This window comes from Streptomyces durocortorensis (assembly GCF_016901035.1).
GTDB lineage: Bacteria > Actinomycetota > Actinomycetes > Streptomycetales > Streptomycetaceae > Streptomyces > Streptomyces durocortorensis.
In genome coordinates this window covers 1-24,431 of sequence record NZ_JAFEUF010000015.1, presented here as the reverse complement: position 1 = coordinate 24,431, position 24,431 = coordinate 1, and the positions used below count along the sequence as shown (strand labels likewise).

Genomic DNA, 24,431 nt, shown 5'->3' with positions numbered 1-24,431 from the left:
CCGGCCCCGGTGAGCCCCGGGCGCGGGCGCGGCTGGCCGGCCGCGGCCGGCGGGGGTTCCTCGTGCGCGTTGCGGGGGGGGGGGGCGCCGGGCGCCCCCCCCCCCCCCCCCCCCCCCCCCCCCCCCCCCCCCCACCGGATCTCGGCGATCGGACACGCCCACATCGACACGGCCTGGCTGTGGCCGGTGCGGGAGACCGTCCGCAAGGCCGCCCGCACCGTGTCCAACGTGACGGCGCTGATGGACGACCACCCCGACTTCCGCTTCGTCATGTCGCAGGCACAGCAGCTGGCCTGGCTGAAGGAGGAACGACCCGAGGTGTACTCCCGGGTGCTGGAGAAGGCGGCGACCGGACAGTTCCTGCCGACCGGCAGCCTCTGGGTCGAACCCGACACCAACCTCTCGGGAGGCGAGTCCCTGGTCCGGCAGTTCGTCCACGGCAAGAGGTTCTATCTGGAGGAGTTCGGTGTCGAAACACGCGACATGTGGCTCCCCGACACCTTCGGCTACAACGCCGCACTGCCCCAGCTCATGAAGCTCGCCGGCATCGACTGGTTCCTCACGCAGAAGATCTCCTGGAACACGACGAACGCCTTCCCCCACCACACCTTCTGGTGGGAGGGCATCGACGGGTCGCGCGTGTTCAGCCACTTCCCGCCCGTCGATTCCTACAACGGCGATCTCTCCGGCGCCGACATCGCCCACACCGAGCGCAACTTCCGCGACAAGGGGCCCGCGAACCGCTCCTTGGTGCCGTTCGGCTACGGCGACGGCGGAGGCGGCCCGACGCGCGAGATGCTGGCACGGGCCCACCGGCTCGCGGATCTGGAAGGCTCCGCGAAGGTGCACATGGAAAGCCCTGCGGACTTCTTCGCCCAAGCCCACGAGGAGTACGCGGACGCTCCGGTCTGGGTCGGCGAACTCTATCTGGAGCTGCACCGCGGCACCCTCACCAGTCAGCTGGCCACCAAACAGGGCAACCGACGCTGTGAGCACCTGTTGCGGGAAGCGGAACTGTGGTCGGCCACCGCCACGGTGCTCCTCGGCGACCCTTATCCGTACGCCGCGCTCGACCGCCTCTGGAAGACCGTTCTGCTGCATCAGTTCCACGACATCCTGCCCGGCTCCTCCATCGCCTGGGTCCACCGGGAGACCGAGGAGGCCCACGAGCAGGCGGCCCGGGAACTGGAACTCCTCGTCGAAACCGCGTTGCGTCGCCTGGCCGGCCCACCGGACGCGCCAGGAAGCTCGATCGTCTTCAACGCGGCCCCGCACACCCGTGACGGCGTCCCCGCGCTGGGCGGTACGCCGCGCGCCGCGGCGCCGCGGGTCACACCCGTACGGGAAGGCGATGACGGCGGTTACGTGCTGGACAACGGACTGGTCCGTATCACCGTCGACGCCCGCGGGCTGATCACCTCCGCCTACGATCTGTCCGCCGGACGCGAGGCTCTCGCACCCGGAGCCGTCGGCAATCTCCTCCAGCTCCACCAGGACTTCCCGAACCAGTGGGACGCCTGGGATCTCGACGCCTTCTACCGCAACACCGTTCAGGACCTCACCGAAGCGGATCAGGTCACCGTCCGCGGGGACGCGGTCGAGATAGTGCGGTCCTTCAACCGGTCCCGTATCCGTCAGCTCCTGACCCTCCGCGAGGGCACCCGCCGACTCGACATCGAGACCACGATCGACTGGCGGGAACGCGAGAAGATCCTCAAGGCGGCCTTCCCCTTCGACCTGCGCGCCGATCACTCCACGAGCGAGATCCCCTTCGGCCATGTCCAGCGGCCCACGCACTCCAACACCAGCTGGGACGACGCCCGCTTCGAGGTGTGCGCCCACCGATTCCTGCACCTTGCCGAGCCCGGCTGGGGAGCGGCCCTGGTCAACGACTCGACGTACGGCCACGACGTCACCCGGGACGTACGCCCGGACGGCGGCACCACGACCACCGCCCGGCTCTCACTGCTCCGGGCACCCCTCTTCCCCGACCCGGAAGCAGACCAGGGCGCCCACCGACTGCGCTACGGACTCGTGGTCGGCGCGGACATCGCCGACGCGGTCCGCGAGGGCTACGCCTTCAACCTCGCCGAGCGCACGGTCGCCGGCGCGGCCGCCGTCCCGCCCCTCGTCGAAGTCGATCACGACGCGGTCGTCATCGAAGCGGTCAAACTCGCCGACGACGGCTCGGGGGACGTGATCGTGCGCCTCTACGAGTCGCTCGGCGGACGAGCCGCGGCACACCTCCGTACCGGATTCCCGGTGACCACCGCGCTGACGACCGACCTGCTGGAAAGGCCACTGGCGGACGCCCCGCACCTGCCTGTCACCGATGCCGGGATCCCTGTCGCTCTGCGGCCCTTCCAGATCGTGACGGTACGTCTGACCCGCCGTCCGCTCTCACCATGAACGGCCCCCCGGTGCGTGAGCCACGCGCTGCGCCACCACGTCCGTGGGGATCTTCTCTGCTGCACGAACGTGCTTCGCCCTGCCCTCGGGGGCAGGGCGAAGGTGCTGTGTGATTACGGAGGTGGCGCTCAGGGGCGGTCGGTCGGCTCGTCCTTCGCCGGCAGGGTCAGGGGCGACTGAGCACCGGATGCATGTCCGGATGCGGCGACTTGGTGGCCGTGGAGTCGATACACCATGTCGTCGGGACAACGGTCCAGGCGACTTTTCAGGGTCGTAGGTCCGAGCCGATCACGCGGGGTCCGCGACCGTGGGGGCGGTGGGGTTCGGGATGGCGATGGTGGGGGCGTACTGGGCTGCCTGTGCGTCGAACATGGCGGCATACCGCCCGCGTGCGGCGATGAGTTCGTCGTGCGTGCCGTGCTCGACGAGGCGCCCCGCGTCGAGGACGTGGATGTGGTCGGCGTGGCGGACGCCGGACATGCGGTGGGTGACCAGGACGACGGCCCGGTTCGGGGCGGCGAGGCGCCGGATGCGCTCGAACGCCGCGATCTCGGCCTCGGGATCGAGCGCGGAGGTGGGCTCGTCCACGATGAGGACGCTGTCCGCCTGCGAGGTCGCACTGCGCCAGTGGGTGCGGGCGAGGCCCACCTTCTGCCACTCGCCGCCGGAGAGTTCGATCGCCCCGCGGAACATCCGGGCCAGCAGACTGCGCAGGCCGCTGGGGAGCTTGGCGATGACGGGTGCGGCGCCGGCGTAGTCGACCGAGGGCTGCAGATCCTGTGGCGTCGCCGCGTGGGCGGGACGGCCGAGGCGGATGTTCATCGCGGCGGTCACCGGCCAGCGCTGGAAGTCCTGGGTGAGCAGGGAGACGCGCTCGAAGACCTGAGCGCGGTCGAGGCCGGTGATGTCCTCCGTGCCCCAGCGCAGGCTGCCTGTCTGGGGCAGCAGCAGGCCCGAAAGGACCTTCATGAGGGTGCTCTTGCCGGAGCCGTTCTCACCGACCACGGCGGTGACCGACCCCATCGGCAGGGTCAGCGACACCTCCTCCAGGGCGGCGGTGTCACGGTCGGGATAGCGGTAGGTGACCTGGTCCAGGCCGATCTCCCCGACCCGCTCCGGCACGGGGTCGCCGCCTGCGGGGATGGTGCGTTGTACGGCCTCGGTGAGGAACCGGCCGTGATCGCGGACGTAGAGGGACTCCTCGTGCAGCTGGTTGATGTTCATCACCAGCGCGCCCAGGCTCGCCGAGCCGGTCCGTACCGCGATCACCGCGGTCCCGGCGACGGCGAGGCTCATGTGGCCGGCGATGATCAGCCAGAACATCGCGCCGTAGGTCGCGGCCATCGCCAGCCCGGACAGCGCGGAGGCGACCCATTCGGTCAGCGCCTTGCTGGAGGCGAGGCGTTCCTGTTCGGCCTCGGCGCTCTCGGCCATGCGTTCGTAGCGGCTGAGGAGGAAGGCCCCGACGGCGTGGAGGCGGACCTCCTGGGCTGCGGTGCGCTCGGTGAGCAGATTCCCGATGAGGCGGCCGGCCCGCACGTGCTCGATCCATGTCATCACCGACACGTACCGCTCCTGAGCCACGCGCATGGCGCCCCAGCCGCGCGGGGCGGCGATGAGGATCAGCATGGGCAGCAGGAGGGGATGGAGCACGGCGAGAACGCTCGCGGTGGCGATCAGGGAGATCAGGCCGTTCAGCGCGGAGACACAGGCGCCGATCATCCGGCGGGCGGAGCCGGGTCCGTGCTGGGCCACGTCGACGAGCCGCCGGAAGTCGGGGTCGTCGATGGCTTCCAGCTCGACGCCGGAGGCGGCCGCCAGGTACTGGGTGGTGGCGATCCGCTCCACCTTCGGCTCCAGGCGCCCCGCGCGGGAGGTGGACCAGGCGGCGAGCGCGGAGTTGACGACACCGATGGCGGCGGCGGCCAGCAGGCCGGGCAACAGTGCGTGCAACCGCTGCTCGGCGCTGCCGGTTCCGGCCAGCAGCGCGTGCATGACGGCGTTGACCGCGAGCAGGCCGACGGCCGCCGCGATCCCCTGGCCGATCTCGCTGACCGCCACGGCCACGAGTGCGCGCCGGTCGGCCTGCCACGCCATGCGCAAGGTGGCGCCGACGAGCGCGGGCATCGAGCGGAGCGCCGACATCATGGTCAGGTCCAGGCCCGCGTGCTCGTGGTGGGACCAGCCCATGTCGTAGCGCAACGGACCGCCGAACAGCTCCTGTTCGGCATCGGAGACCCGGGGCTCGGCCATTTTCACCGGTCCGAAGAACCTCTTCACCGGGCGCCCCCCGAGAGGGCGGCGGTGTTTTCGAACGCCGGATGGACGAGCGCAGCGTGGCGTAAGGGATGCATGAAGGGCTCCTCGCGGCAAGATGCGGACAGGTGATCGGGTAACGGAGGTCCTGCTGTCGCCGTAACGGGTGGGCGTGGGCGAAATCTAGAACCCGAATTCGAATAGCGGGCCCGCGCCTTGTGCGGTCGATCGCGGCGGGCCGTGGTCCCGTGTTCGATCACTCATGTGGGTTGGGGTAGCCCGTCCGGGGGATTGCCCGGAGTCGCCGTGCTCGGGGCCTTCGGGATGTCCGGGTGTCGAGGTGTCGGGTGAAAGTCACCTCGGCGGCGGCGTTGTCCTCCGGGTGAACCGATGTATAGCCTGAGTTATGGCATGTGACATTGCACTAGGGGGCGGTCATGGAAGTCGTCATCCTCGGCGCGGGCATCGTGGGCGCCGCGTGCGCGTTTCACGCCGCCTCGGCCGGCCTCGACGTCACGGTCCTCGACCGGGGGCCCGTCGGTGCGGGCACGACCAGTCGAGGGGAGGGCAACATCCTCCTCTCCGACAAGGAGCCCGGCCCCGAACTGGAGTTGGCCCGGCTCAGCCGTGATCTCTGGGACGAGGCGGCCGATGAACTGGGTCCGGAGACCTTTGAGTTCGAGGCCAAGGGCGGCTTGGTCGTCGCCGGCGCGCCCGAAGGCCTCGCCGCCCTGCACGCGTTCGCCGCACGTCAGGCCGCTGCCGATGTCCGTACCGAACTCGTGGACCGAGTCGGCGAGTTCGAACCGCATATCGCTCCCGGCCTCCCCGGCGGCGTCCACTACCCGCAGGACGCCCAGGTGCAGCCCGTCCTCGCGGCGGCCGCCCTGCTGCGGGCCGCCGTCCGGCGCGGTGCCCGGGTGCGTACCGGCGAGGCCGTCGCCGCAGTCACCGGAACCGGCGGGCGGATCACCGGAGTTCGCACGGCCGACGGCGTGGTGCTGCCCGCCGATGCCGTGGTCAACGCCGCCGGTACGTGGGGCGGCGAGGTCGGCCGCCGGCTGGGCGCACCCGTCGAGATCCTCCCGCGCAGGGGTTTCGTCCTCGTCACCGAACCGCTGCCGCCGATGATCCGGCACAAGGTCTACTCCGCCGACTATGTCGCCAACGTCGCCTCCAGCGACGAGGGACTGGAGACCTCGTGCGTCGTCGAGGGCACCCGCGCGGGCATCATCCTGATCGGCGCCAGCCGCGAACGCGTCGGCTTCGACACCGCGATGAACCCGGCCGTGGTGGCCCTGCTCGCCGCGCAGGCGTGCCGCCTCTTCCCGTTCCTGCGGGACGTCCACCTGATCCGCGCCTACCGGGGCTTCAGGCCGTACTGCCCCGATCACCTGCCGGTCGTCGGCCCGGACCCCCGCGTCCCCGGCGTCCTCCACGCGTGCGGTCACGAGGGTGCCGGCATCGGCCTCGCCCCCGGGACCGGCGCCCTCATCACCGCTCAGATGCTCGGCCGACCCTGGCGCGGCGCCGATCCGGCCGCCCATACCGGCCTCCTGCCCGAGCGATTCCTCACCACCGGAGGAGTGCCGAAGTGACCGAAGTGACCGGAGCGGCTGCGGAGACCGGCGTACCCACCGCACCTGGACTGACCGTGGACGGCGAACCCTTGGCGTACGTCCCCGGACAGACCCTGGCCGCCGCGCTCGTCGCCTCGGGCCGGGTCGCCTGGCGGACCACCCGGGTCGGACAGCGGCCCCGAGGCGTCTTCTGCGGGATCGGCGTCTGCTACGACTGCCTGGTCACCGTCGACGGAAGGCGCGGGCAGCGCGCCTGCCTGGTGCGGGCCCGCCCGGGCATGGCCGTCACGACGGGGGAGGACGACGATGGCTGAGCCCCGGGACCTCGGTGGCCGTGCCGCCTCGCGTGAGCCCCGTTGCCTCGGCGCGAGGCGTGACGAGCCCCACGACCTCGTGGTGGTGGGCGCAGGACCGGCCGGTATGGCGGCCGCCGCCACCGCCCTGGACGGCGGGCTGCGCGTCTTCCTCGTCGACTCGGGCCCCGCCCCGGGCGGCCAGTTCTGGCGCCACCCCCCGGACCACGCCCGCGAGGGCGTCCCCACCGAGGCACTCCCCGCCGAGGACCTGCACCACGACCTGCGCACCTACCGGGCGCTGCGCGCCACGCTGACCGCCCACGAGCGCACCGGACGGCTCACGCTCCTGCTCGACCACCACGTGTGGACCACGGCCCGCGAGGCGGACGGCTTCACCGTCCACGCCGTGGACCGCAGCCGGGCCCCGGAGGAGCGGGCCGTCGTGCTGCGCGCACGGGCCCTGCTGGTGGCGACCGGCGCGTACGACCGCCAACTCCCCTTCCCCGGCTGGGACCTGCCCGGCGTGCTCACCGCCGGCGGGCTGCAGGCGCTGCTCAAGGGCGGGGGAGTGGTGGCCGGCCGGCGCGTGGTCCTCGGTGGCACGGGCCCCTTCCTGCTGCCCGTCGCCGCCGCCCTCGCCGGACGTGGGGCCGCGGTCGTCGCGGTCTGCGAGGCGGCGGCGCCCTCGGCCTGGCTGCGCCACCCCGCGCCCCTGCTGCGTAACCCCGCCAAGTGGGCCGAAGCCGCTGGTTACGCGGTCACGCTCGCCCGGCACCGGATCCCGGTCCGCACCCGTACCGCGATCATCAGCGCCGAAGGAGAGGGCGCCGAAGGCGAGAGGGCCGAAGGAGAAGGGCGGGTCGCCGTCGTACGCACCGCGTCCCTGGCCGCCGACGGGACACCGCTCCCGGGCACCGAGCGGCGCATCGAGGCCGACACCGTGGGCGTCGGCTGGGGGTTCGTCCCGCAGCTCGACCTGCTCCTCCCGCTCGGCTGCGGCCTCGCCGACGCGGGCGACGGCACCACAGCCGCCGCCGTCGACGCCGGGCAGCGCACCACGGTGCCGGGCCTCTACGCGGCGGGCGAGACCTGCGGTGTGGGCGGGGCGGCGCTCGCCATGAGCGAGGGCCGCGTCGCCGCCGTGTCGGTGCTCACCGACCTCTCCGCGCCGGGCCTGCCGGGCACGCGACGCCTCGCCGCGGAGCGCCGGACGGTGGCCCGGCACCGCGCCTTCGCCCGCGCCCTGGCACAGGCGCACCCCCTGCCGCCCGCCTGGCCCGCCTGGCTGACCGACGACACCACGGTCTGCCGGTGCGAGGAGGTCACCGCGGGGGCGGTCCGCTCCGTCCGCGCCGACGGCTCGGCAGCCGGCCACCGGCAGGTCAAACAGCTGACCAGGGCGGGCATGGGCTGGTGCCAGGGCCGGATGTGCGGACCCGCCGTGCACTGCCTCGTCGCCGCCCGCGAAGTGCCGTACACCCCCGCCGAACGGCTGATCGCGACCCCCGTCACCCTCGGTGCGCTCGCCGATTCCGGCGAGCCGACCGCCGATCACACCTGAGGAGTTCCCATGGACCGCACCTCCACCCGCACCGGCAGCCGCATGCCCTGGCACGGTGTCATCGTCGCGACGAGCCTCCCGTTCGGCCGGGACCTCGCAGTCGACCACGGCGCGTACGGGGACAACGTCGCCTGGCTCGCCGAACAGGGCCTGCACGGCGTCGCCCCGAACGGGTCGCTGGGCGAGTACCAGACCCTGACGTACGAGGAACGCGACCGCGTCGTCGAGACCGCCGTCGCCCACGCCCCCGAGGGCTTCACCGTGATGCCGGGCGTCGGGGCGTACGGGGCGATCGAGGCACGGCGGCACGCGCGGTTCGCCAAGGACGCCGGCTGCCAGGCCGTCATGTGCCTGCCGCCCAACGCGTACCGGGCCGACGACCGCGCCGTCCTGGAGCACTACGCGATGGTGGCCTCCGCCGGTCTTCCCGTCACCGCCTACAACAACCCCATCGACACCAAGGTCGATCTGCGCCCGGAGCTGCTGGCCAAGCTGTACGCCGAGGGTTTCATCGTGGGGGTGAAGGAGTTCTCCGGGGACGTACGCAGGTGCTACGCCATCAACGAACTCGCCCCCGGGCTCGACCTCATCATCGGCACCGACGACACCGTCCTGGAGGTTGCCGTGGCCGGGGCCAAGGGCTGGGTCGCCGGGTACCCCCAGGTCTTCCCGCGCGCCTGCCTCGACCTCTACAACGCCTCGCTGACCGGCGATCTCGCCACCGCGCTCCCGCTCTACCGGCGGCTCCACCCCGTACTGCGCTGGGACAGCAGGACCGAGTTCGTCCAGGCGATCAAGCTCGGCCAGGACATGACCGGCCGGACCGGCGGCGTCTGCCGGCCGCCCCGCCAGGGTCTGGACCCGGAGACCGAGGCCGTCGTACGTTCCGCCACCCAGGCCCTCATCGACGCGGGGGTGAACTGACGTGCGCTCCACGGTCTGTTACCACGCGGTCGACTCGCACACCGAAGGCATGCCGACCCGGGTGATCACCGGCGGGGTGGGGGTCCTGCCGGGCGCGACCATGGCGGAGCGGCGTGAGCGGTTCATGGCCGAACGGGACGGGCTGCGCACTCTGTTGATGTGCGAGCCGCGCGGGCACGCGTCCATGTCCGGCGCGATCCTCCAGCCCCCGACCCGGCCCGACGCCGACTTCGGCGTGCTGTTCATCGAGGTCTCCGGCTGCCTGCCCATGTGCGGCCACGGCACCATCGGCGTGGCGACGGTCCTGGTGGAGACGGGCATGGTCGAGCCGGTCGAGCCGGAGACCCCGATCCGCCTCGACACCCCCGCAGGCCTGGTCACGGCACGGGTCGCCGTGCGTGACGGCCGCGCGGAGTCCGTCACCCTGGAGAACGTCGCGTCCTACAGCCACGCGCTGGACCAGGTCGTCGAGGTGGCGGGGTTCGGTCCGGTCCGTTACGACATGGCGTACGGCGGCAACTTCTACGCCGTCGTGCGCACCGAGGAACTCGGCATCCCCTTCGACCGGTCGGAGAAGGGCCGACTGCTCGACGCGGGGCTGGCCGTCATGCGGGCGGTCAACGAGCAGAGTCCGGTGGTCCACCCGGAGAACCCCGCGATCGACGTCTGCCACCACGTCTATCTGGAGGCCCCCGGATCCACCGCCGAGCACTCGCGGCACGCCATGGCGATCCACCCCGGCTGGTTCGACCGCTCGCCCTGCGGGACGGGAACCAGCGCCAGGATGGCCCAACTGCACGCGCGGGGGCTGCTGAAGACCGGGCAGGACTTCGTCAACGAGTCCTTCATCGGCTCCCGCTTCACCGGACGGATCCTGGACGAGACCACGGTGGGCGGCCGGCCCGCCGTCCTGCCCTCGGTCACCGGCCGCGCCTGGATCACCGGAACCGCGCAGTATCTGCTCGATCCGACGGACCCCTACCCGGAGGGGTTCACCGTGTGACCGCCGGTCCGCACATTCAGTCTCGGCATCAACGCCCGCCGCACAGAGACGACTTCGGCGTCAGCGCGCGCCGAGGCTTCGGGAGGGGGCCGCGCGTTCGGCCTCGCGCTTCCGTGCCGCCCACAGGGTCCGCACATGCGCGAGGTGGCGGCGCATGTGCTCCTCGGCCGCCTTCGCGTCGCCCGTGATCATGATGTCGAGCAGCGCGGTGTGCTCCTGCGCCGAACCCACCAACGACCCTTCCTGGGACAGGTCGGTGAGTCCGTAAAGCCGGGAGCGCTTGCGCAGGTCGGCCACGGTCTCCACGAGGTGCGCGTTCCCCGCGAGGGCGAGCAGGTCGAGGTGGAAGCGGCGGTCCGACTCCAGGTAGCCGATCAGGTCGCCCCGCTGCGCGGCGGCCACGATCTCCTCGGCTACCGGGCGCAGGGCCTCCAGTTGCTCACGGGATGCGGTGCGGGTCACGCGGCCGATGGTGGGGATCTCGATGAGCGCACGGATCTCGGTGTACTCGTCGAGGTCGCGCTCGGAGAGCTCGGTGACCCGGAAGCCCTTGTTGCGCACCGCCTCGACCAGGCCCTCGCGGACCAGATCCAGCATGGCCTCGCGCACGGGGGTGGCCGAGACGCCGTACTCGGCGGCCAGGGTGGGCGCCGAGTAGATCACGCCGGGCTGGAGTTCCCCCGCTATCAGCCCGGCTCGCAGGGCGTTGGCCACCTGGTCGCGCAAGTGCTCCTGCACCGAGATGAGTTTGCGGGACTTCAGCTCGCCCATGCGTTCCCCCTCAGATTTGTCACCGCACTATACAATGTCACGTTGCGCCATACGCCTCTCCTCGCTCGGCCGTCCCTGTACCCGGACGCTGCCCTCGGCGGTCCCGTTGTCCGACCCGACGATTTCCGGCACGGGTCTTCCTTGTGAGGTGTGACCTGTGCAATTTTACATTGCACAGGACGTGGGCATGCCAAGTTGTCAGGGTGTGCCCCGATCGCTCATGGGAGGAAAACAACGTGAGAACCACACGCGTCCGCCGAGGTGTGGGTGCCGTTCTGCCGCTGGCTCTGGCCGGGGCGATGGGCGTCGCGCTGCTCGCGCAGCCGGCCCAGGCGCAGCCGGACTCCCCTTCGGCCGCCACTGCATCGAACGCGTCGCAGCCGGCCCGCACCGCGGGGCCGGCCGACCCCGCGCCGCAGGCGCAGCAGTCCCCCTCACCGGAGACCGGTCACCGGACCGAGGACCGGCGATCGGTGGCCCAGTTACCCCCGCTGAGCGCCGACAAGTCCGCCCTCAGGGAGGCGTACGGCGACCACGACACCGGAAGGGAGGCCCCGGCGAACGCCGCCGCGTGCGACCCGGCCGACTTCACCGGCCGCACCGGGGCCGAACTGGTGCGGCAGATCAAGGCGTCCAGCACCGACTGCTTGAACACGCTGTTCAGCCTGACGGGCAACGACGCCCGACTCGCCTTCCGTGAAGCCCAGATGACCTCGGTGGCGTACGCGCTGCGCGACAACTCCGCCTACTACCCGGGCGACGGGAGCACCGGCACCCCGCAGCTCGTGCTCTACCTCCGGGCCGGGTACTACGTGCAGTGGTACAACCCGGATGTCGTCGGACCGTACGGCAGCGCCCTGCGGACCGCCATCCGCTCGGGCCTGGACGGCTTCTTCGCGAGCCCTCGGTCGCGTGACGTCACCGACGAGAACGGAGAGACGCTCTCCGAGGCGGTCATCCTGATCGACAGCGCCCAGGAGAACGCCCGCTATCTCGGCGTCCTCAAGCGGCTGCTGGCGGACTACGACTCCTCCTGGAACGACTTCTCGCGGATGCTCGCCGCGGTCAACAGCGTGTACACGGTGACCTTCCGGGGTCATCAGGTGCCCGAATTCGTCAGCGCCGTCGAGTCGGACCCGAGCGTTATCGACTCCCTGCACCGCTTCGCCGCCGACCACCTCGCCCTCCTGGGCGGCGACCACGCGTACCTGACCTCCAACGCAGGGCGGGAGCTGGGCCGCTTCCTCCAGCACCCGAGCCTGCGGGGCAAGGCCCGGCCCCTGGCCACCGATCTGCTCGGCCGCAGCTCCATCACCGGCCCCACCGCCCCGCTCTGGGTGGGAACAGCCGAGATGGCGGACTCCTACGACCGCGCGAACTGCTCGGCGTACGGCGTCTGCGACCTCCAGGAACGGCTCAAGCGCGAGGTCCTGCCGGTCCGTCACACCTGTAGCCCCGGCATCCGCATCCTCGCCCAGCAGATGACGGCCGCCGAGCTGAGCGCGTCCTGCACCAGCCTCATCGAGCAGGACGCCTACTTCCACCGGGTCGCCAAGGACGACGGCCCGGTCGCCGACGACCGCAACACCAGCATCGAGGTGATCGCCTACGACTCCAGCGCGGACTACCAGACGTACGCCGGCGCCATGTACGGGATCGACACCAACAACGGCGGCATGTACCTGGAGGGCGACCCCTCCGTCGTGGGCAACCAGCCCCGCTTCATCGCCTACGAGGCGGAGTGGCTTCGACCGGACTTCCACATCTGGAACCTCAATCACGAGTACACGCACTACCTCGACGGCCGCTTCACGATGTACGGCGACTTCGCCGCGGGCATGAGCACCCCGACCGTCTGGTGGGTGGAGGGCTTCGCGGAGTACATCTCCTACCACTACCGGGGCGAGCCCTACACCGCAGCGATGGCCGAGGCCGGCAAGGGGACGTACGCCCTGAGCACGCTGTTCGGCACCGACTACAGCCACGACACCACACGCGTCTACCGCTGGGGCTACCTCGCCGTGCGATACATGCTGGAGAGGCATCCCGCCGACATGGACACGGTGCTCGGCCACTACCGCACCGGGCAGTGGGCCGCCGCCCGGACCCACCTCACCACCACCATCGGCACCCGTTACGACGGCGACTTCCGCACCTGGCTGGCGGGTTGCGCGGCCGGCCCGGGCTCCGTTGTCAGTGCCTCCCCATACAGTCGAAGACATCGCTCGGGGAACCCCCGGGGGGTTCGGGGAACACCGGAGAAGGGGCACAGCCATGTCCGCCAACAGGATCCAGCACAAGGTGAATCACGTCGCTCTGGTCGTGGACGCCTCCGGTTCCATGTACCAGCACCAGGGTCAGCTGATCCGCGTCGTGGACGAGTTCGTGGCGGGGCTGAAGGCCGAGTCGGACAGCCTCGGCCACGAGACCCGGATCAGCCTCTACTCCTTCGACCACCGGGTGGAGAACCTGGTCTGGGACATGGATGTGAAGCACCTGCCGTCCATGCGCGGGCTGTACACGGTCAACAACGGTGCGACGGCGCTGATCGAGGCCTCCCTGAAGTCCCTGGACGACCTGGGGCACATCTGGGAGGAGTACGGCGAGCACAGCTTCCTCCAGATCGTGGTGACGGACGGCGAGGAGAACGCCTCCGGCGGCGACCGGCGGCACGACGGCGACATGAGCATCCTCGGCCCCTGGCTCGACCGGATCACCGCGAAGATGAACGGGCTCCCCGGGCACTGGACCTCCGCGATCCTCGTGCCGAACTCCTTGGCCAAGCGCACCGCCCAGAACTACGGTTTCCCGGCCGGCAACATCGCGATCTGGGACGCGGATTCCCAGAAGGGCGTCGAGGACGCGATCGGCACCGTGCGCGCCGCCGCCACCAGCTTCCTGCGCGGCCGCGAGCAGGGCGTGCGCGGCACGAAGAACCTGTTCGCCGTCGGCCAGGACATATCCGTGGACGACGTGCGGGCCAACCTGGAGCCGGTCGCGGCCGACAAGTACCGCCTGCTGAAGGTCGACAAGGAGACGGAGATCCGCGCCTTCGTCGACTCGCATCCGGGCGTCACCTACGAACGCGGCTCCTGCTACTACCAGTTGGGCTCCCGTGTCCAGGTGCAGCCCGACAAGGAGGTCATCGTGGTCGAGAAGGACACCGACCGCGCCTACACGGGCGAGGCGGCACGCAACCTCCTGTTCGGCGCCGGGGTCCGTGGGACGGTCTCGGTGAAGGCGGGCAACAACCCCAAGCTGGAGGTGTACGTCCAGAGCCGTTCGGTGAACAGGAAGCTCAAGGCCGATACGCGCCTGCTCATCATGCTCTGACCCCGGCCCCGGCGATGCTCCGGCCCCGGACGGCCGTTCAGCCCGAGGTCGCGGGCGCCGAGGTGTCCGTCGCCACCGACACCGCGAGCAGGCCCAGGGCGGTGCCCATCAGATAGCGCTGGGCGCGGAGCCAGGAAGGTCGCCGGGCGAGGAAGACGGCGATGCTTCCCGCCGCCAGGACGATGCTCAGGTTGACGGTGAGAGCCACCGCGATCTGGACGGAGCCCAGCACGAAGCCCTGGAGGAGGACGTTTCCCGCCTCCAGGCTGATGAACTGCGGGATGAGGGAGAGGTACATGATGGCGATCTTCGGGTTGAGCAGATTCGTCATCAGCCCCATCGTGAACAGCCTGCGCGGGGAATCGCGCGGCATCTCCTTCGGCGCGAAGACGGAGACGCCGCCGGGCCTCAGGGCGCACCAGGCCAGATAGGCCAGGTAGCCGGCACCGGCCAGTTTCACCGCCACGTACAGCTCGGGCACCGCGAGGAAGACCACCGACAGCCCGAGATTGGTGGCCAGCAGATAGACCAGGAAGCCCACGGCCACCCCGCCGAGGGACACCACTCCCGCGCGTCGCCCCTGGGTGATGCTGCGGGAGACGAGATAGATCATGTTCGGCCCCGGGGTGAGCACCATGCCCAGGGCGATCATCCCGACCCCCAGCACCCCGCTCAGCTCAACCATGCGCGCCCGCCGCTCAGTTCGTCCGGAGCCGGACGGCCCGGCACCTCGCGCACCGACCGCCCTGCTCGGTGCAATCCGAGTCTAGGTTCGCCTTTCAGATCGGTTCAATAGGAGCCATTGCACTCGGTGCAATGTTGTGTTTCGATGCCGGTCCGTCCGTTCCCCAGGGGGTGCCTAGGGGCACCTTGGGGCAGATTTGGACACGAGGGACACCAGGGGAGGGGAAGCCCGTGAAGGACTTCCGGTCCGTCGCCGACGCCGTGGCGGAGGAGATCGCGTCCGGTCGGCTCGGGCCGGGGGAACGCCTGCCTCCGCAGCGGGAGTTCGCCCGACGGCACGCCATCGCCAACTCCACCGCCGTCCGCGTCTATCAGGAGCTGGGCCGCCGGGGCCTCACCGTGGGCCAGGTCGGTCGCGGTACGTTCGTCACGGCCGCTCCCGGCGCGTCCGTTCCCGCCCCTGCCCTCTCCGAGCCCGCCGTCGACCGGGTCGACCTGGAGCTCAACCATCCCGTCGTCCCCGAACAGGCCGGGCTGCTCGCCGCCGGCCTGACGAGGCTGGTGGGCTCCGACAACCTGGAGTCGGTGCTCCGCCCGGTCGGACCCGCCGGTACCCCCACCGCCCGCGAGGCGGCCGCCGACCTTCTCGTACGGGGCGGTGAGCGGCCCGGTCCGGAGCGCGTCCTGTTCGCCGGGAACGGCCGGCAAGCCATCTCCGCCGCCGTCGCCGCACTGACCCGGCCGGGCGCCAGGCTGGGCGTCGAGGAGTTCACCTATCCGGTGCTGAAGGCCATCGCCGTCCGGCTCGGCGTGACCCTCGTGCCCCTGGCCATGGACGAGGACGGGCTGATCCCGGAGGCGGTGGAGGAAGCCCACCGCGCGGATCCGCTGCACGCCGTCTACGTACAACCGGTCCTCCACAACCCGCTGACCCTCACCATGCCCGCCCGGCGGCTCGACCACCTGGCCGACGTCCTGCTGACCTCGGGCATCCACGCGATCGAGGACGCCGTCTGGGCCTTCCTCCGGAGCGACCTACCGACCCTCGCCTCGCGGGCCCCCGAGCGCACCGTCCTCGTCGACAGCGTCTCCAAGCGGCTCTCCCCGGGGCTGTCCCTCGGGTTCGCGGTGGCCCCCGCCGCCCTGGTGGGCAGGGTCGCGGCGGCTGTGCGCTCCGGAGCGTGGACGCCCATGCGGTTCCCCCTGGAGGCGATGGTGCGGTGGCAGGAGGACGGGGTCGTCGCCACCCTCGTACGGGCCAAGCAGCGGGAGGCCGGGGTGCGGCAGGAGATCGTGCACCGGCGCCTCGGCGACTTCCGCACCCGCAGCGACCCGTCCTCGTACCACCTGTGGTGGGAGCTGCCCGCCCCCTGGCGCTCCGACACCTTCGTCGCCGCCGCCGCGCGGCACGGCATCGCGGTGACCCCGGCAGCCGCGTTCTCCGTCGGCCGCCCCCGGGGCCCGCACGCGATCCGCCTCGGACTGGCGTCACCCACCCGGGACGTGCTCTCCCGGACCCTTGCGACGCTCGGCGGCCTCGCCCGGTCCGCTCCGGACGACTTCGCGGGGGACTGAGGCCCGGGCCCGGGGGTGTCGGCCCCCGGGACGCCGGGCCCCCGGATGTCGGGCCCGGGGTGTCCTGCCCTGGGGCGTCGGGCCCCGGGGTTGCGGGCCTCCGACGTCAGGGCGCCCGGTCGCCGCGCTCCGCGATCTCCTCCAGGAGCCCGTCGAGGTCCTTCAGCCGGTCCAGGCCCTTGACCGCCCTGGCCATCCGGTGGTTGACGCTCAGGGCGGTCCGGTGGTGGTGCAGGAAGGCCCAGTAGCCCGCCGTGTACGGGCAGGCGCGCTCGCCGGTGCGGTCGGTGGGGCGGTAGGTGCAGGGGCCGCACAGGTCGCTCATCCTGTTGATGTAGGCCCCGCCGGAGGTGTACGGCTTGGTCGTCATCCGGCCGCCGTCGGCGTACTGCGACATGCCGACGACATTGGGCAGCATCACCCAGTCGTAGCCGTCCACGAAGCACCGGTGGAACCAGTCGGTCACGGCCGCCGGATCCCAGCCGTCCTGGAGGGCCCGGCTGCCCAGCACCATCAGCCGAGGGATGTGGTGGGTCCAGCCGGTGTCCCGGACCTGGGCCAGCACGGTGGACAGACAGTTCGCGGTGACCGCGTCGGCGTCCAGATCGAGGAACCAGTCCGGCAGCGGGGCGGTGTGACGCAGCGCGTTGCGGTCCCGGTACTCCTCGCCGAAGTGCCAGTACAGCTGCCACACGTACTCCCGCCAGCCCGCGATCTGCCGGACGAAGCCCTCGACGCTGTTGAGCGGCGCCTCGCCCGCGCGCCACGCCTTCTCGGCCCGGTCGACGCACTCGGCGGGATCCAGGAGCCCCAGGTTGAGGGGGACGGACAGCAGGCTGTGGCTCATCACGGGGTCGGCCGCGAGCATCGCGTCCTCGTACCGGCCGAAGTCGCCGAGGCGGTGGGAGACGAAGCGCCGGAGTGCGGCCAGCGCCTCCCGCCGGGTGACGGGGAAGCGGCGGGGGCCGTCGCGGCCGACGAACGCGACCTCGCCGTCGCGCTCCCAGCGGTCGAGGTCGCGGCGTACCTCGTCGTCGATCTCGTCCTCGTGCGGGCTGTAGGGCGCGGGCTCGTCCAGGGTCGGGCACCCCCGGGGCGGCGGCTCGCGGTTGTCGTGGTCGAGGTTCCACGTACCGCCGGCCGGCTCGTCGCCGTCCATGAGCAGCTCGTGCTCCCGGCGCATCCACCGATAGAAGCCCTCCATCCGCAGCCGGTCGCCCCCGTGCTCCTTTGCCCACGCCCCGAACTCCTCCTGCGCCAGCAGGAAGCCCCGGGCCGGAAGCAGGTCGATGTCGTCCCGGGCGGTCACGAAGTCCAGCGCGGCACGGGAGGTCGGATGGCAGACCGTCAGCCGACCGTCCCCGCCACCCCCGCCGCCGAATCCCGCCTCCGCCAGCCCCTGCGCGTAGGTCCCGGCACGTACGTAGCGGACCCGGTCGCCCAGTTCGGCCGCCCGGTGCCGCATCGCGGAGAGGACGAGGTGGGCCTTGGCCCGGTGGAAGCGGCGCCGGCGCAGTACGGAGCGGGCCTCGATCATCAGGAGAGGGGCCCGGTCGTCCGGGCCGTCGTGGCGCGGTGCCAGGAAGTGGGGGCCGAGCTGGTCCCCGAAGAGCCAGTGGGTGCGTGGTGCCATGAGGTGCGTCTGTCCCGCCGTCGGAGGTCCCGCCTCCCATCACGCTAGGGAGGACGAGGACGGCTCCCGCGACGCCACGCCGCGAACGTCACGGCCTGACGGCGGACGGACCCGGCGGCGGACGGTCAGGCCGCGGCCGCGGTCATCCGCCGCAGCCCTGTGTACTGGAGCGCGGTGTAGACCGTCACGATCAGCGCGCCGATCAGCAGGAACACCACGCCGAACCCGTTGAGCGGTACGAAGTCGGTGAAGGCGATCACCACGCACCCGACCGCACACACGGCGTTCACCGCGACGACCGTCCTGGCCAGGACGGGCGGAATCACCGGGTAGCCCGCGATCAGCGCGAGGGAGGCCGCCCCGCCGATCTGGAAGATCCCGAACGCCACGGCGAAGGCCACCGGCATCCCGGTCGCGGAGCCGAGCGGCACGGCGGCCGCGACCAGCACCACGCCCATCACGGCGGTACTCACGCTGTCGACGCGCAGCACCAGCCGCAGGAAGCGGGCGGCGTCCCGCGCGGGGGCCTGCGCTGCGGACGGGGCGAGGGTGTACGTCATTTCGGATCTCCTTCGTGCGGCGGGTCGACGACACCGTGCCACGCGCGGGGGCCGGGACTCCATGACCTCCCAGGTCAAGTACGCCTCGGCGGGTGATCCACACGGATACGGTGAGATCATGGAGACCCAAGAGCCGTCCCGGATAGGCCCGTTGCTGCGCGCGTGGCGCCGCCGCCGCAAGCTCAGCCAGCTCGACCTGGCCCTGCGGGCGGATTCCTCGACGCGGCACCTCTCCTGCGTGGAGACGGGCCGCGCGCGGCCGAGCCGCGAGCTGATCCTCCGGCTCGCCGAGCACCTCGACGTACCGCTGCGGGACCGCAACGGCCTTCTGCTGGCGGCCGGTTACGCCCCCGCCTACCGGGAGTCGCCGCTCGACAGCGACCGGATGGCCATGGTCCGCTCGGCGATCAGGGCGATGCTGGCCGGCCATGAGCCCTACCCGGCCGCGGCGATCGACCGGACCTGGAACATCGTCGACCGCAACGACGCGATGTCCCTCCTGCTCGGCACCGTGCCGCCGCACCTGTCGGAGACGGGCGGCAACGTGATGCGGCTGATCCTTCACCCGGAGGGGCTCGCCTCCCAGTGCCTGAACTTCGCCCAGGTCCGCGCCCACGCCCTCGGCCGGCTGCGGCACCAGGTCGACACCACCGGTCACGAGGACCTGCGGGAGCTGTACGAGGAGGTCTCCGCCTACCCGGCCCCGCCGGACCTCGACACCGACCCCGGCCCGGTGGACCCGACCGGCATCGTCGTCCCGCTGCGCATCCGTACGCCGCTCGGCGACATGGCGTTCTTCAGCACGATCGCCACCTTCGGGGCCCCGGCCGACGTGACCCTCTCGGAACTCGCGGTGGAGTCGTTCTTCCCGATGGACGAGCAGACGGACATGTTGCTGCGCACCCTGGCGGCGCTGGGCGGCGAGGGTCAGTAGCCGGACGCCCGGGGGCAGTAGGCCGACCGGAGGCAGCCGGGTGACCGGGGGTCAGTAGCGACGGGGCCCCGGCCCGGGGTTCCGCCTCCCGTGGGGGTGGGCCCGGAAGTCCCGCCCCTCGCTCCGCAGTTGCTGTGCCCGCACCCGGGCCGCCTGCTCGATCAGCAACCCGTCCGCGTTCTCGGTGGACCCGCGACGTCCGCGGCGGATCAGCACCACCACACACCACGCGGACAACCCGCCGATCCCTGCCAGTAGTGCGACGAACGCCCCCATGAAGCCCCCCGGTCCTCAGGGAAGCCCTCGCTTCCCTTCGCTTCGGTCGAACCGATGAGCCCATCGTCCCGGTCCGACCGGTGAGCGCCATTCTCCCCGTCCCCGATGGCCCTCCGCAAGATCTCCTCCGGTTGACTTCATACCCCTGGGGGGTATCGTGGGCGGTGAGTGGTCGCGTTCCGGCGGCCTCGACGAGGGAGTGGGTCATGCAGACCGGTCTCAAGATCACGGCTTTCGCCGCAGGACTCGCGGCGACCTTCGGGTCGGCGTACGCGGTCGGTGGCGCAGTGGATCCCGCCGTCGCGCCGAAAGGGCCGTCTCACCAGGAGAGCCAGGAGGGTCACGGTGCGAAGGAGGGGGGCGCGGCGAAGCAGGAGGGCGCGGGGGAGGCCTCGGAGCCCCCCGGTGGCCTCCAGGTCTCGCAGGGAGGCTTCACCCTCGACCTCGACACCCCGCGCGTCGAGGCGGGCGAGCCCGCCGAGCTGCGCTTCGCCGTCGTGGACGAGGACACCTCCCGCAGGGTGACCGCGTTCCGCCGCGAGCACGGCAAGGATCTGCACCTGATCGTGGCGTCCAGCGACCTCACCACCTACCGGCACCTGCACCCCGAGCGGGCCGCCGACGGCACCTGGTCCGCCCCCGTCGAGCTTCCGAAGGCGGGCGGCTACCGGGTCTTCGCCGACTTCACCCCGGACGAGCAGGGCGCCGAGGGCGTCACCCTGGGGGCGGACCTCGCCGCCTCCGGCGACGCACGCCCCGAGCCGCTGCCGGACGCCGAGCGGACAGTGACCGTCGACGGATACGAGGTCACGCTCGACGGGGCGCTGCGCCCCGGATCGGGCAGCGAGCTGAAGCTGGAGGTCGAGAAGGACGGAAAGCCCGTCACCGACCTGCAGCCCTACCTCGGCGCGTACGGCCACCTTGTCGCACTGCGCGCCGGCGACCTGGCGTACCTCCACGTGCACCCGAACGGCGAACCGGGCGACGGGCGCACGGAGTCCGGGCCGGAGGTCTCCTTCACCGCGACGGCCCCGAGCAAGGGGGCCTACCGCCTCTTCCTCGACTTCCGGCACGAGGGGAAGGTCCGTACGGCCGCCTTCACCGTGCATGCCGGGAGTGCGGCTCCCGAGAAGCCCGCGCCCCACGACGGTGAGTCCGCCGACCACGGCCACTGACCGCCGCCCGCCCCGCTCTGCCGGGCGGGCGTCCTCCACGTCCACGTGCCCGTGGATGTGCTCCGCCGAGCCCGCCCGGGCCTCAGCTCACGTCGAGGATCTTGCCCACCAGCCGGGTCAGGGTCCGCCGCTCGGCCGCCGTCAGCGTGCCGAAGGCCCGATCCAGCAGTCGCGGCACCCCGTCCTCCGCCTCCACCAGTGCAGGCCCCGCCTCCGGGGTCAGCGTCACCGCATACGCCCGGCGGTCCCGGGGGTGGCGCTCGCGCCGTACGAGACCGGAGTCCTCCAGCCCGTCGATACAGCCGACCATCACGCTCCGGTCGATGCGCAACTGCGCGCTCAACTCCTGCTGGGAACAGGGGCCCACGTCGTTCAGCATCTTCAGTACGAGGTGCTGGGCCACGGTCAGCCGGTGCCCGGCCAGCTCCTCGTCGATCGAGCGGGCAACGAGCGTCGTCGCCCGGCACATCGCGATGTCGGGGCGCTCCTGCGCCAGCCGGGAGAAGTACCGGTCGCGGTCAACGGCCTCCGGCTGCCTGCCGGGAGAGGCGGGGCGGGAAGGCGGTGTTGCGGTCAAGGCTGTTCCTCCTGCGGTCCGGGACGGCGAGCCATCCGGTGTGTCGAGATCATCCGTCCCCAGAACGTCTTCCCGGGCCCTGGGGCCCAGGATCCCCGCCCCAGCTTAGGGTCTGCCGTCGCAAGATACTTGCCGCCCAGATTGTTTACTTGCAGATGATTTCGCTGCTACGTTTATCGAATCGTCGGCCGGGGGTTGTCGTCCTGTCGTCCGTGACGGGTGACGGCTCCGGCCCTGCCGCCCTGGAGCGTGAGACGCATGACTGCCGGCACCGGCACCGGTACCGGCACTAGCTCCGGCCCCGATTCCGGCGCCCACTGCGTCCCAAGCACGGCGGAGGAGCGGCTCACCCCCGGCGACCCGCGGCTGTCCTTCGACGGGATCGCCAACCGATCGGCGCACGGGTGTCGTACGTTCCGCCGACTCCTCCTGGGGCGGTTCCGTCGCGCCGTCGGTGAGCAACGGCGTTGCCCTGCGGGGCGGTACGCGTATCGAGCCTCGCTCCTTCGTGCGTGCGCCGAAGTGCCGCACGAGGCTCGACGCTACGAACTTTTCGTCTTTCGGCCAATCATCTCAAGCAAGATTGAATATTGCGAGATCATGTCGCGCCTCTGCTTCCGCCGTTCCCGGCAGGGGGCCTGTTTGAGCCGCCGACACCTGTGGCTTAGGGTTGCCTAACCTTCATTGCTCGGCCAAACCTGAGGACCCTCCATGCTCGGCTTCACCCGCGTGCGCCGCCACACTCTCGCCGCCACGGCCACCACCGTCGCCCTCGCCGTCGCCCTGGTCGGCTGCTCCTCGGACAGTGACGGCGACGAGAAGGACGGGGCGAAGGACTCGGCGAAGAGCGGTGGCGCCTTCCCCGTCTCGATCAAGAGCTCGCTCGGCACCGCGGAGATCGAGCAGAAGCCCGAACGCATCGTCACCCTCGGCCAGGGATCCGCCGAGACCGCGATAGCCCTCGGCGAGACGCCGGTCGGCATCGAGAGCTACCCGTGGGGCAGCGACAAGTCCGGCTACCTCCCGTGGATCAACGAGGCCGTCAAGAAGTCCGGCGACGAGCTGCCGAAGCAGTTCACGGGCGGCGAGGAGATCGACTTCGAGGCGATCACCGAGCTGGAGCCGGACGTCATCCTCGCCCCCTGGTCGGGCATCACGCAGAAGCAGTACGACGTCCTCAAGGACATCGCCCCCACGGTCGCCTACCCCGACCAGGCGTGGAGCACCGACTGGGACCAGCAGATCGACATCATCGGCAAGGCGCTCGGCCGCACCGAGGACACCGACGGTCTCAAGACGAAGATCGAGAAGCAGCTCGCCGACGCCGCGGCCACCCGGCCGAACTACAAGGACGTCACCTTCTCGTACATCTACAACTCCGGCCCCGGCACCCTCGGCGTCTTCAAGCCCGAGGAGCAGCGCGTCAAGATGGTCTCCTCGCTCGGCCTGAAGGTCGACCCGGTCGTCAACGGCTTCAAGGAGACCCCCGGCACCGACTCGGCCCTCATCGGCCTGGAGAACGCCGAGAAGCTCAAGGACAGCGACCTCGTCTTCACGTTCTACACGGACGAGAAGAACCGCAAGGAGATCGAGGGCCAGAAGCTGTACGGCGCGATCCCCGCGATCAAGAAGGGCGCCGTCGTCGCGAGCAACGACAACTCCTTCGTCACCGCCTCCTCGATCATCAACCCGCTGTCCGTGCCGTGGACGATCGAGCGCTACCTGCCGCTCATCGACAAGGCCGTCAAGACCGCCGGCAAGTAACCCCGGCCGGGTATCCGAAGGACCAGGGCCACCAGGCACACTCCACTCCCATGGCAACCACCACGGTCGCACCGCCGAGCGGCGCCGGTACCTCCCGTACCGGCGTCGCTCGGACGGCTTTCCTCCTGCTCCTCGGCCTGGCCGCGCTGGCACTCGCGCTCTGCGCCAGCGTCATGTTCGGCAGCCGCTCCACCTCGTTCGGCGATGTCCTCGACGTCCTGCGCGGCACCGCCGACGCCAACATCACGACCATCATCGAGAGCCGCTACCCCCGCACCGTCCTCGGCGTCCTCGCCGGGCTCTGCCTCGCGGTCGCGGGCACCCTCATGCAGGGCGTCTCCCGCAACCCGCTGGCGGAGCCGGGCCTCCTCGGCATCAACGCCGGGGCCTCCGCGAGCATCGTCGCCGCGACCGCCTGGCTCGGGGCCTCCGGCGCCACCGACACCATGTGGTGGGCGCTGCCCGGAGCGCTGATCGCGGGCGTCCTCGTCCACGTCATCGGCTCCGCCGGTACGGGGACGAGCGTGGTGCGCCTGGTGCTCGCCGGAGCGGTGCTCACCGCCGTACTGATGGCGTTCATCCAGGCGGTGACCCTCAGCAAGCCGCAGGTCTTCGACAGCTACCGCTACTGGGTCGTCGGAGCGCTCGGCGGCCGGGACTTCGAGGTCTTCTGGTCCGTCCTGCCGTTCGCCGCCGTCGGCTTCCTCCTCGCACTCGCCCTCGGCCCCGGCCTCAACGCCCTGGCCCTCGGCGACGCGACCGCCGTCGCCCTCGGCTCGCACCCCGGGCGCACGAGGGGCGGCGGGCTGCTCGCCGCCACCCTGCTCAGCGCCGCCGCGACCGCCGCAGTCGGCCCGATCGCCTTCGTCGGCCTCGCCGTCCCGCACGTCGTACGGGCCCTGGTCGGCGTCGACTTCCGCGCCCAGGTCCTCTTCTCCGCCCTGATGGGCCCCACCCTGCTGCTCCTCGCGGACGTGGTGGGCCGGGTCGTCATGCGGCCCACCGAACTCATGGTCGGCGTCGTCACCGCCTTCATCGGCGCACCCGCGCTGCTCATCGCCGTACGCAGGATGCGGGGCACCTCATGACCGTCACCGACCGATCCGCCCCCGCCCGGACC

Annotated in this window: 18 protein-coding genes and 1 pseudogene; 13 read left to right on the top strand and 6 right to left on the bottom strand. The window is 71.4% G+C overall.

Features of this window, described 5'->3' with window-relative positions; all coding sequences use genetic code 11:
* A partial coding sequence (locus JS521_RS05425) for an alpha-mannosidase (protein ID WP_205081577.1) occupies positions 1–2,409 on the top strand: 2,409 nt, incomplete at its 5' end.
* Positions 2,410–2,697: 288 nt separating this feature from the next.
* Here the strand turns inward: JS521_RS05425 and JS521_RS05420 are convergent.
* Entirely contained in the window at positions 2,698–4,689 is a 1,992-nt protein-coding gene (locus JS521_RS05420; protein ID WP_307847782.1) for an ATP-binding cassette domain-containing protein, read from the bottom strand.
* Between the two features lie 413 nt (positions 4,690–5,102).
* Between JS521_RS05420 and JS521_RS05415 the strand changes: the two genes are divergently transcribed.
* Genes JS521_RS05415 through JS521_RS05395 form a run of 5 tightly spaced genes read left to right on the top strand, consistent with a single transcriptional unit; the run spans position 5,103 to position 10,029 of the window.
* A complete protein-coding gene (locus tag JS521_RS05415) occupies positions 5,103–6,263 on the top strand; it encodes an NAD(P)/FAD-dependent oxidoreductase (RefSeq protein ID WP_205081576.1) in 1,161 nt (386 codons plus the stop codon).
* Between the two features lie 5 nt (positions 6,264–6,268).
* Positions 6,269–6,559, top strand: a complete 291-nt coding sequence (locus JS521_RS05410; RefSeq protein ID WP_205081605.1) for a (2Fe-2S)-binding protein — start codon at positions 6,269–6,271, stop codon at positions 6,557–6,559.
* Positions 6,552–8,102 carry an FAD/NAD(P)-dependent oxidoreductase gene (locus JS521_RS05405; protein WP_205081575.1) on the top strand — a complete coding sequence of 517 codons (1,551 nt, stop codon included), beginning with the start codon at positions 6,552–6,554 and terminating at the stop codon, positions 8,100–8,102. The genes JS521_RS05410 and JS521_RS05405 overlap by 8 nt, the downstream gene beginning before the upstream one ends.
* A 9-nt stretch (positions 8,103–8,111) precedes the next feature.
* A complete protein-coding gene (locus JS521_RS05400) occupies positions 8,112–9,026 on the top strand; it encodes a dihydrodipicolinate synthase family protein (RefSeq protein ID WP_205081574.1) in 915 nt (304 codons plus the stop codon).
* Position 9,027: 1 nt separating this feature from the next.
* Positions 9,028–10,029 carry a proline racemase family protein gene (locus JS521_RS05395; protein WP_205081573.1) on the top strand — a complete coding sequence of 334 codons (1,002 nt, stop codon included), beginning with the start codon at positions 9,028–9,030 and terminating at the stop codon, positions 10,027–10,029.
* 60 nt (positions 10,030–10,089) lie between these two features.
* On the opposite strand, the gene JS521_RS05390 is transcribed toward JS521_RS05395, so the two are convergent.
* Positions 10,090–10,800, bottom strand: coding sequence for a GntR family transcriptional regulator (locus JS521_RS05390; protein ID WP_205081572.1), 711 nt, complete (start codon positions 10,798–10,800; stop codon positions 10,090–10,092).
* 263 nt (positions 10,801–11,063) lie between these two features.
* Here JS521_RS05390 and JS521_RS05385 point away from each other — a divergent pair.
* Both JS521_RS05385 and JS521_RS05380 read left to right on the top strand, forming a co-directional pair.
* A pseudogene (locus JS521_RS05385) lies at positions 11,064–12,980 on the top strand (collagenase); the annotation flags it as partial.
* A gap of 94 nt (positions 12,981–13,074) precedes the next feature.
* A complete protein-coding gene (locus tag JS521_RS05380; RefSeq protein WP_205081571.1) occupies positions 13,075–14,133 on the top strand; it encodes a vWA domain-containing protein in 1,059 nt (352 codons plus the stop codon).
* Positions 14,134–14,170: 37 nt separating this feature from the next.
* On the opposite strand, the gene JS521_RS05375 is transcribed toward JS521_RS05380, so the two are convergent.
* Complete coding sequence (locus JS521_RS05375; protein WP_205081570.1) at positions 14,171–14,818, bottom strand: LysE family translocator; 648 nt, start codon at positions 14,816–14,818, stop codon at positions 14,171–14,173.
* A 230-nt stretch (positions 14,819–15,048) separates the two neighbouring features.
* Between JS521_RS05375 and JS521_RS05370 the strand changes: the two genes are divergently transcribed.
* Entirely contained in the window at positions 15,049–16,392 is a 1,344-nt protein-coding gene (locus JS521_RS05370) for an aminotransferase-like domain-containing protein (RefSeq protein WP_205081569.1), read from the top strand.
* Between the two features lie 106 nt (positions 16,393–16,498).
* Here the strand turns inward: JS521_RS05370 and JS521_RS05365 are convergent, their stop codons facing one another.
* A complete protein-coding gene (locus JS521_RS05365; protein WP_205081568.1) occupies positions 16,499–18,025 on the bottom strand; it encodes a cryptochrome/photolyase family protein in 1,527 nt (508 codons plus the stop codon).
* Between the two features lie 125 nt (positions 18,026–18,150).
* Positions 18,151–18,585, bottom strand: coding sequence for a hypothetical protein (locus tag JS521_RS05360; protein WP_205081567.1), 435 nt, complete (start codon positions 18,583–18,585; stop codon positions 18,151–18,153).
* A 118-nt stretch (positions 18,586–18,703) separates the two neighbouring features.
* On the opposite strand from JS521_RS05360, the gene JS521_RS05355 reads away from it, so the two are divergent.
* Positions 18,704–19,519 carry a helix-turn-helix domain-containing protein gene (locus tag JS521_RS05355; protein ID WP_205081566.1) on the top strand — a complete coding sequence of 272 codons (816 nt, stop codon included), beginning with the start codon at positions 18,704–18,706 and terminating at the stop codon, positions 19,517–19,519.
* Between the two features lie 482 nt (positions 19,520–20,001).
* Entirely contained in the window at positions 20,002–20,970 is a 969-nt protein-coding gene (locus JS521_RS05350) for a DUF8832 domain-containing protein (protein ID WP_205081565.1), read from the top strand.
* Positions 20,971–21,052: 82 nt separating this feature from the next.
* On the opposite strand, the gene JS521_RS05345 is transcribed toward JS521_RS05350, so the two are convergent.
* The gene (locus JS521_RS05345; protein WP_205081564.1) at positions 21,053–21,547 is read right to left on the bottom strand and encodes a MarR family winged helix-turn-helix transcriptional regulator; all 495 of its coding nucleotides are present in this window, start codon (positions 21,545–21,547) and stop codon (positions 21,053–21,055) included.
* Between the two features lie 711 nt (positions 21,548–22,258).
* Here JS521_RS05345 and JS521_RS05340 point away from each other — a divergent pair.
* Positions 22,259–23,311, top strand: a complete 1,053-nt coding sequence (locus JS521_RS05340; protein WP_205081563.1) for an iron-siderophore ABC transporter substrate-binding protein — start codon at positions 22,259–22,261, stop codon at positions 23,309–23,311.
* Positions 23,312–23,361: 50 nt separating this feature from the next.
* Entirely contained in the window at positions 23,362–24,399 is a 1,038-nt protein-coding gene (locus JS521_RS05335) for a FecCD family ABC transporter permease (RefSeq protein WP_205081562.1), read from the top strand.
* Positions 24,400–24,431: the final 32 nt, after the last annotated feature.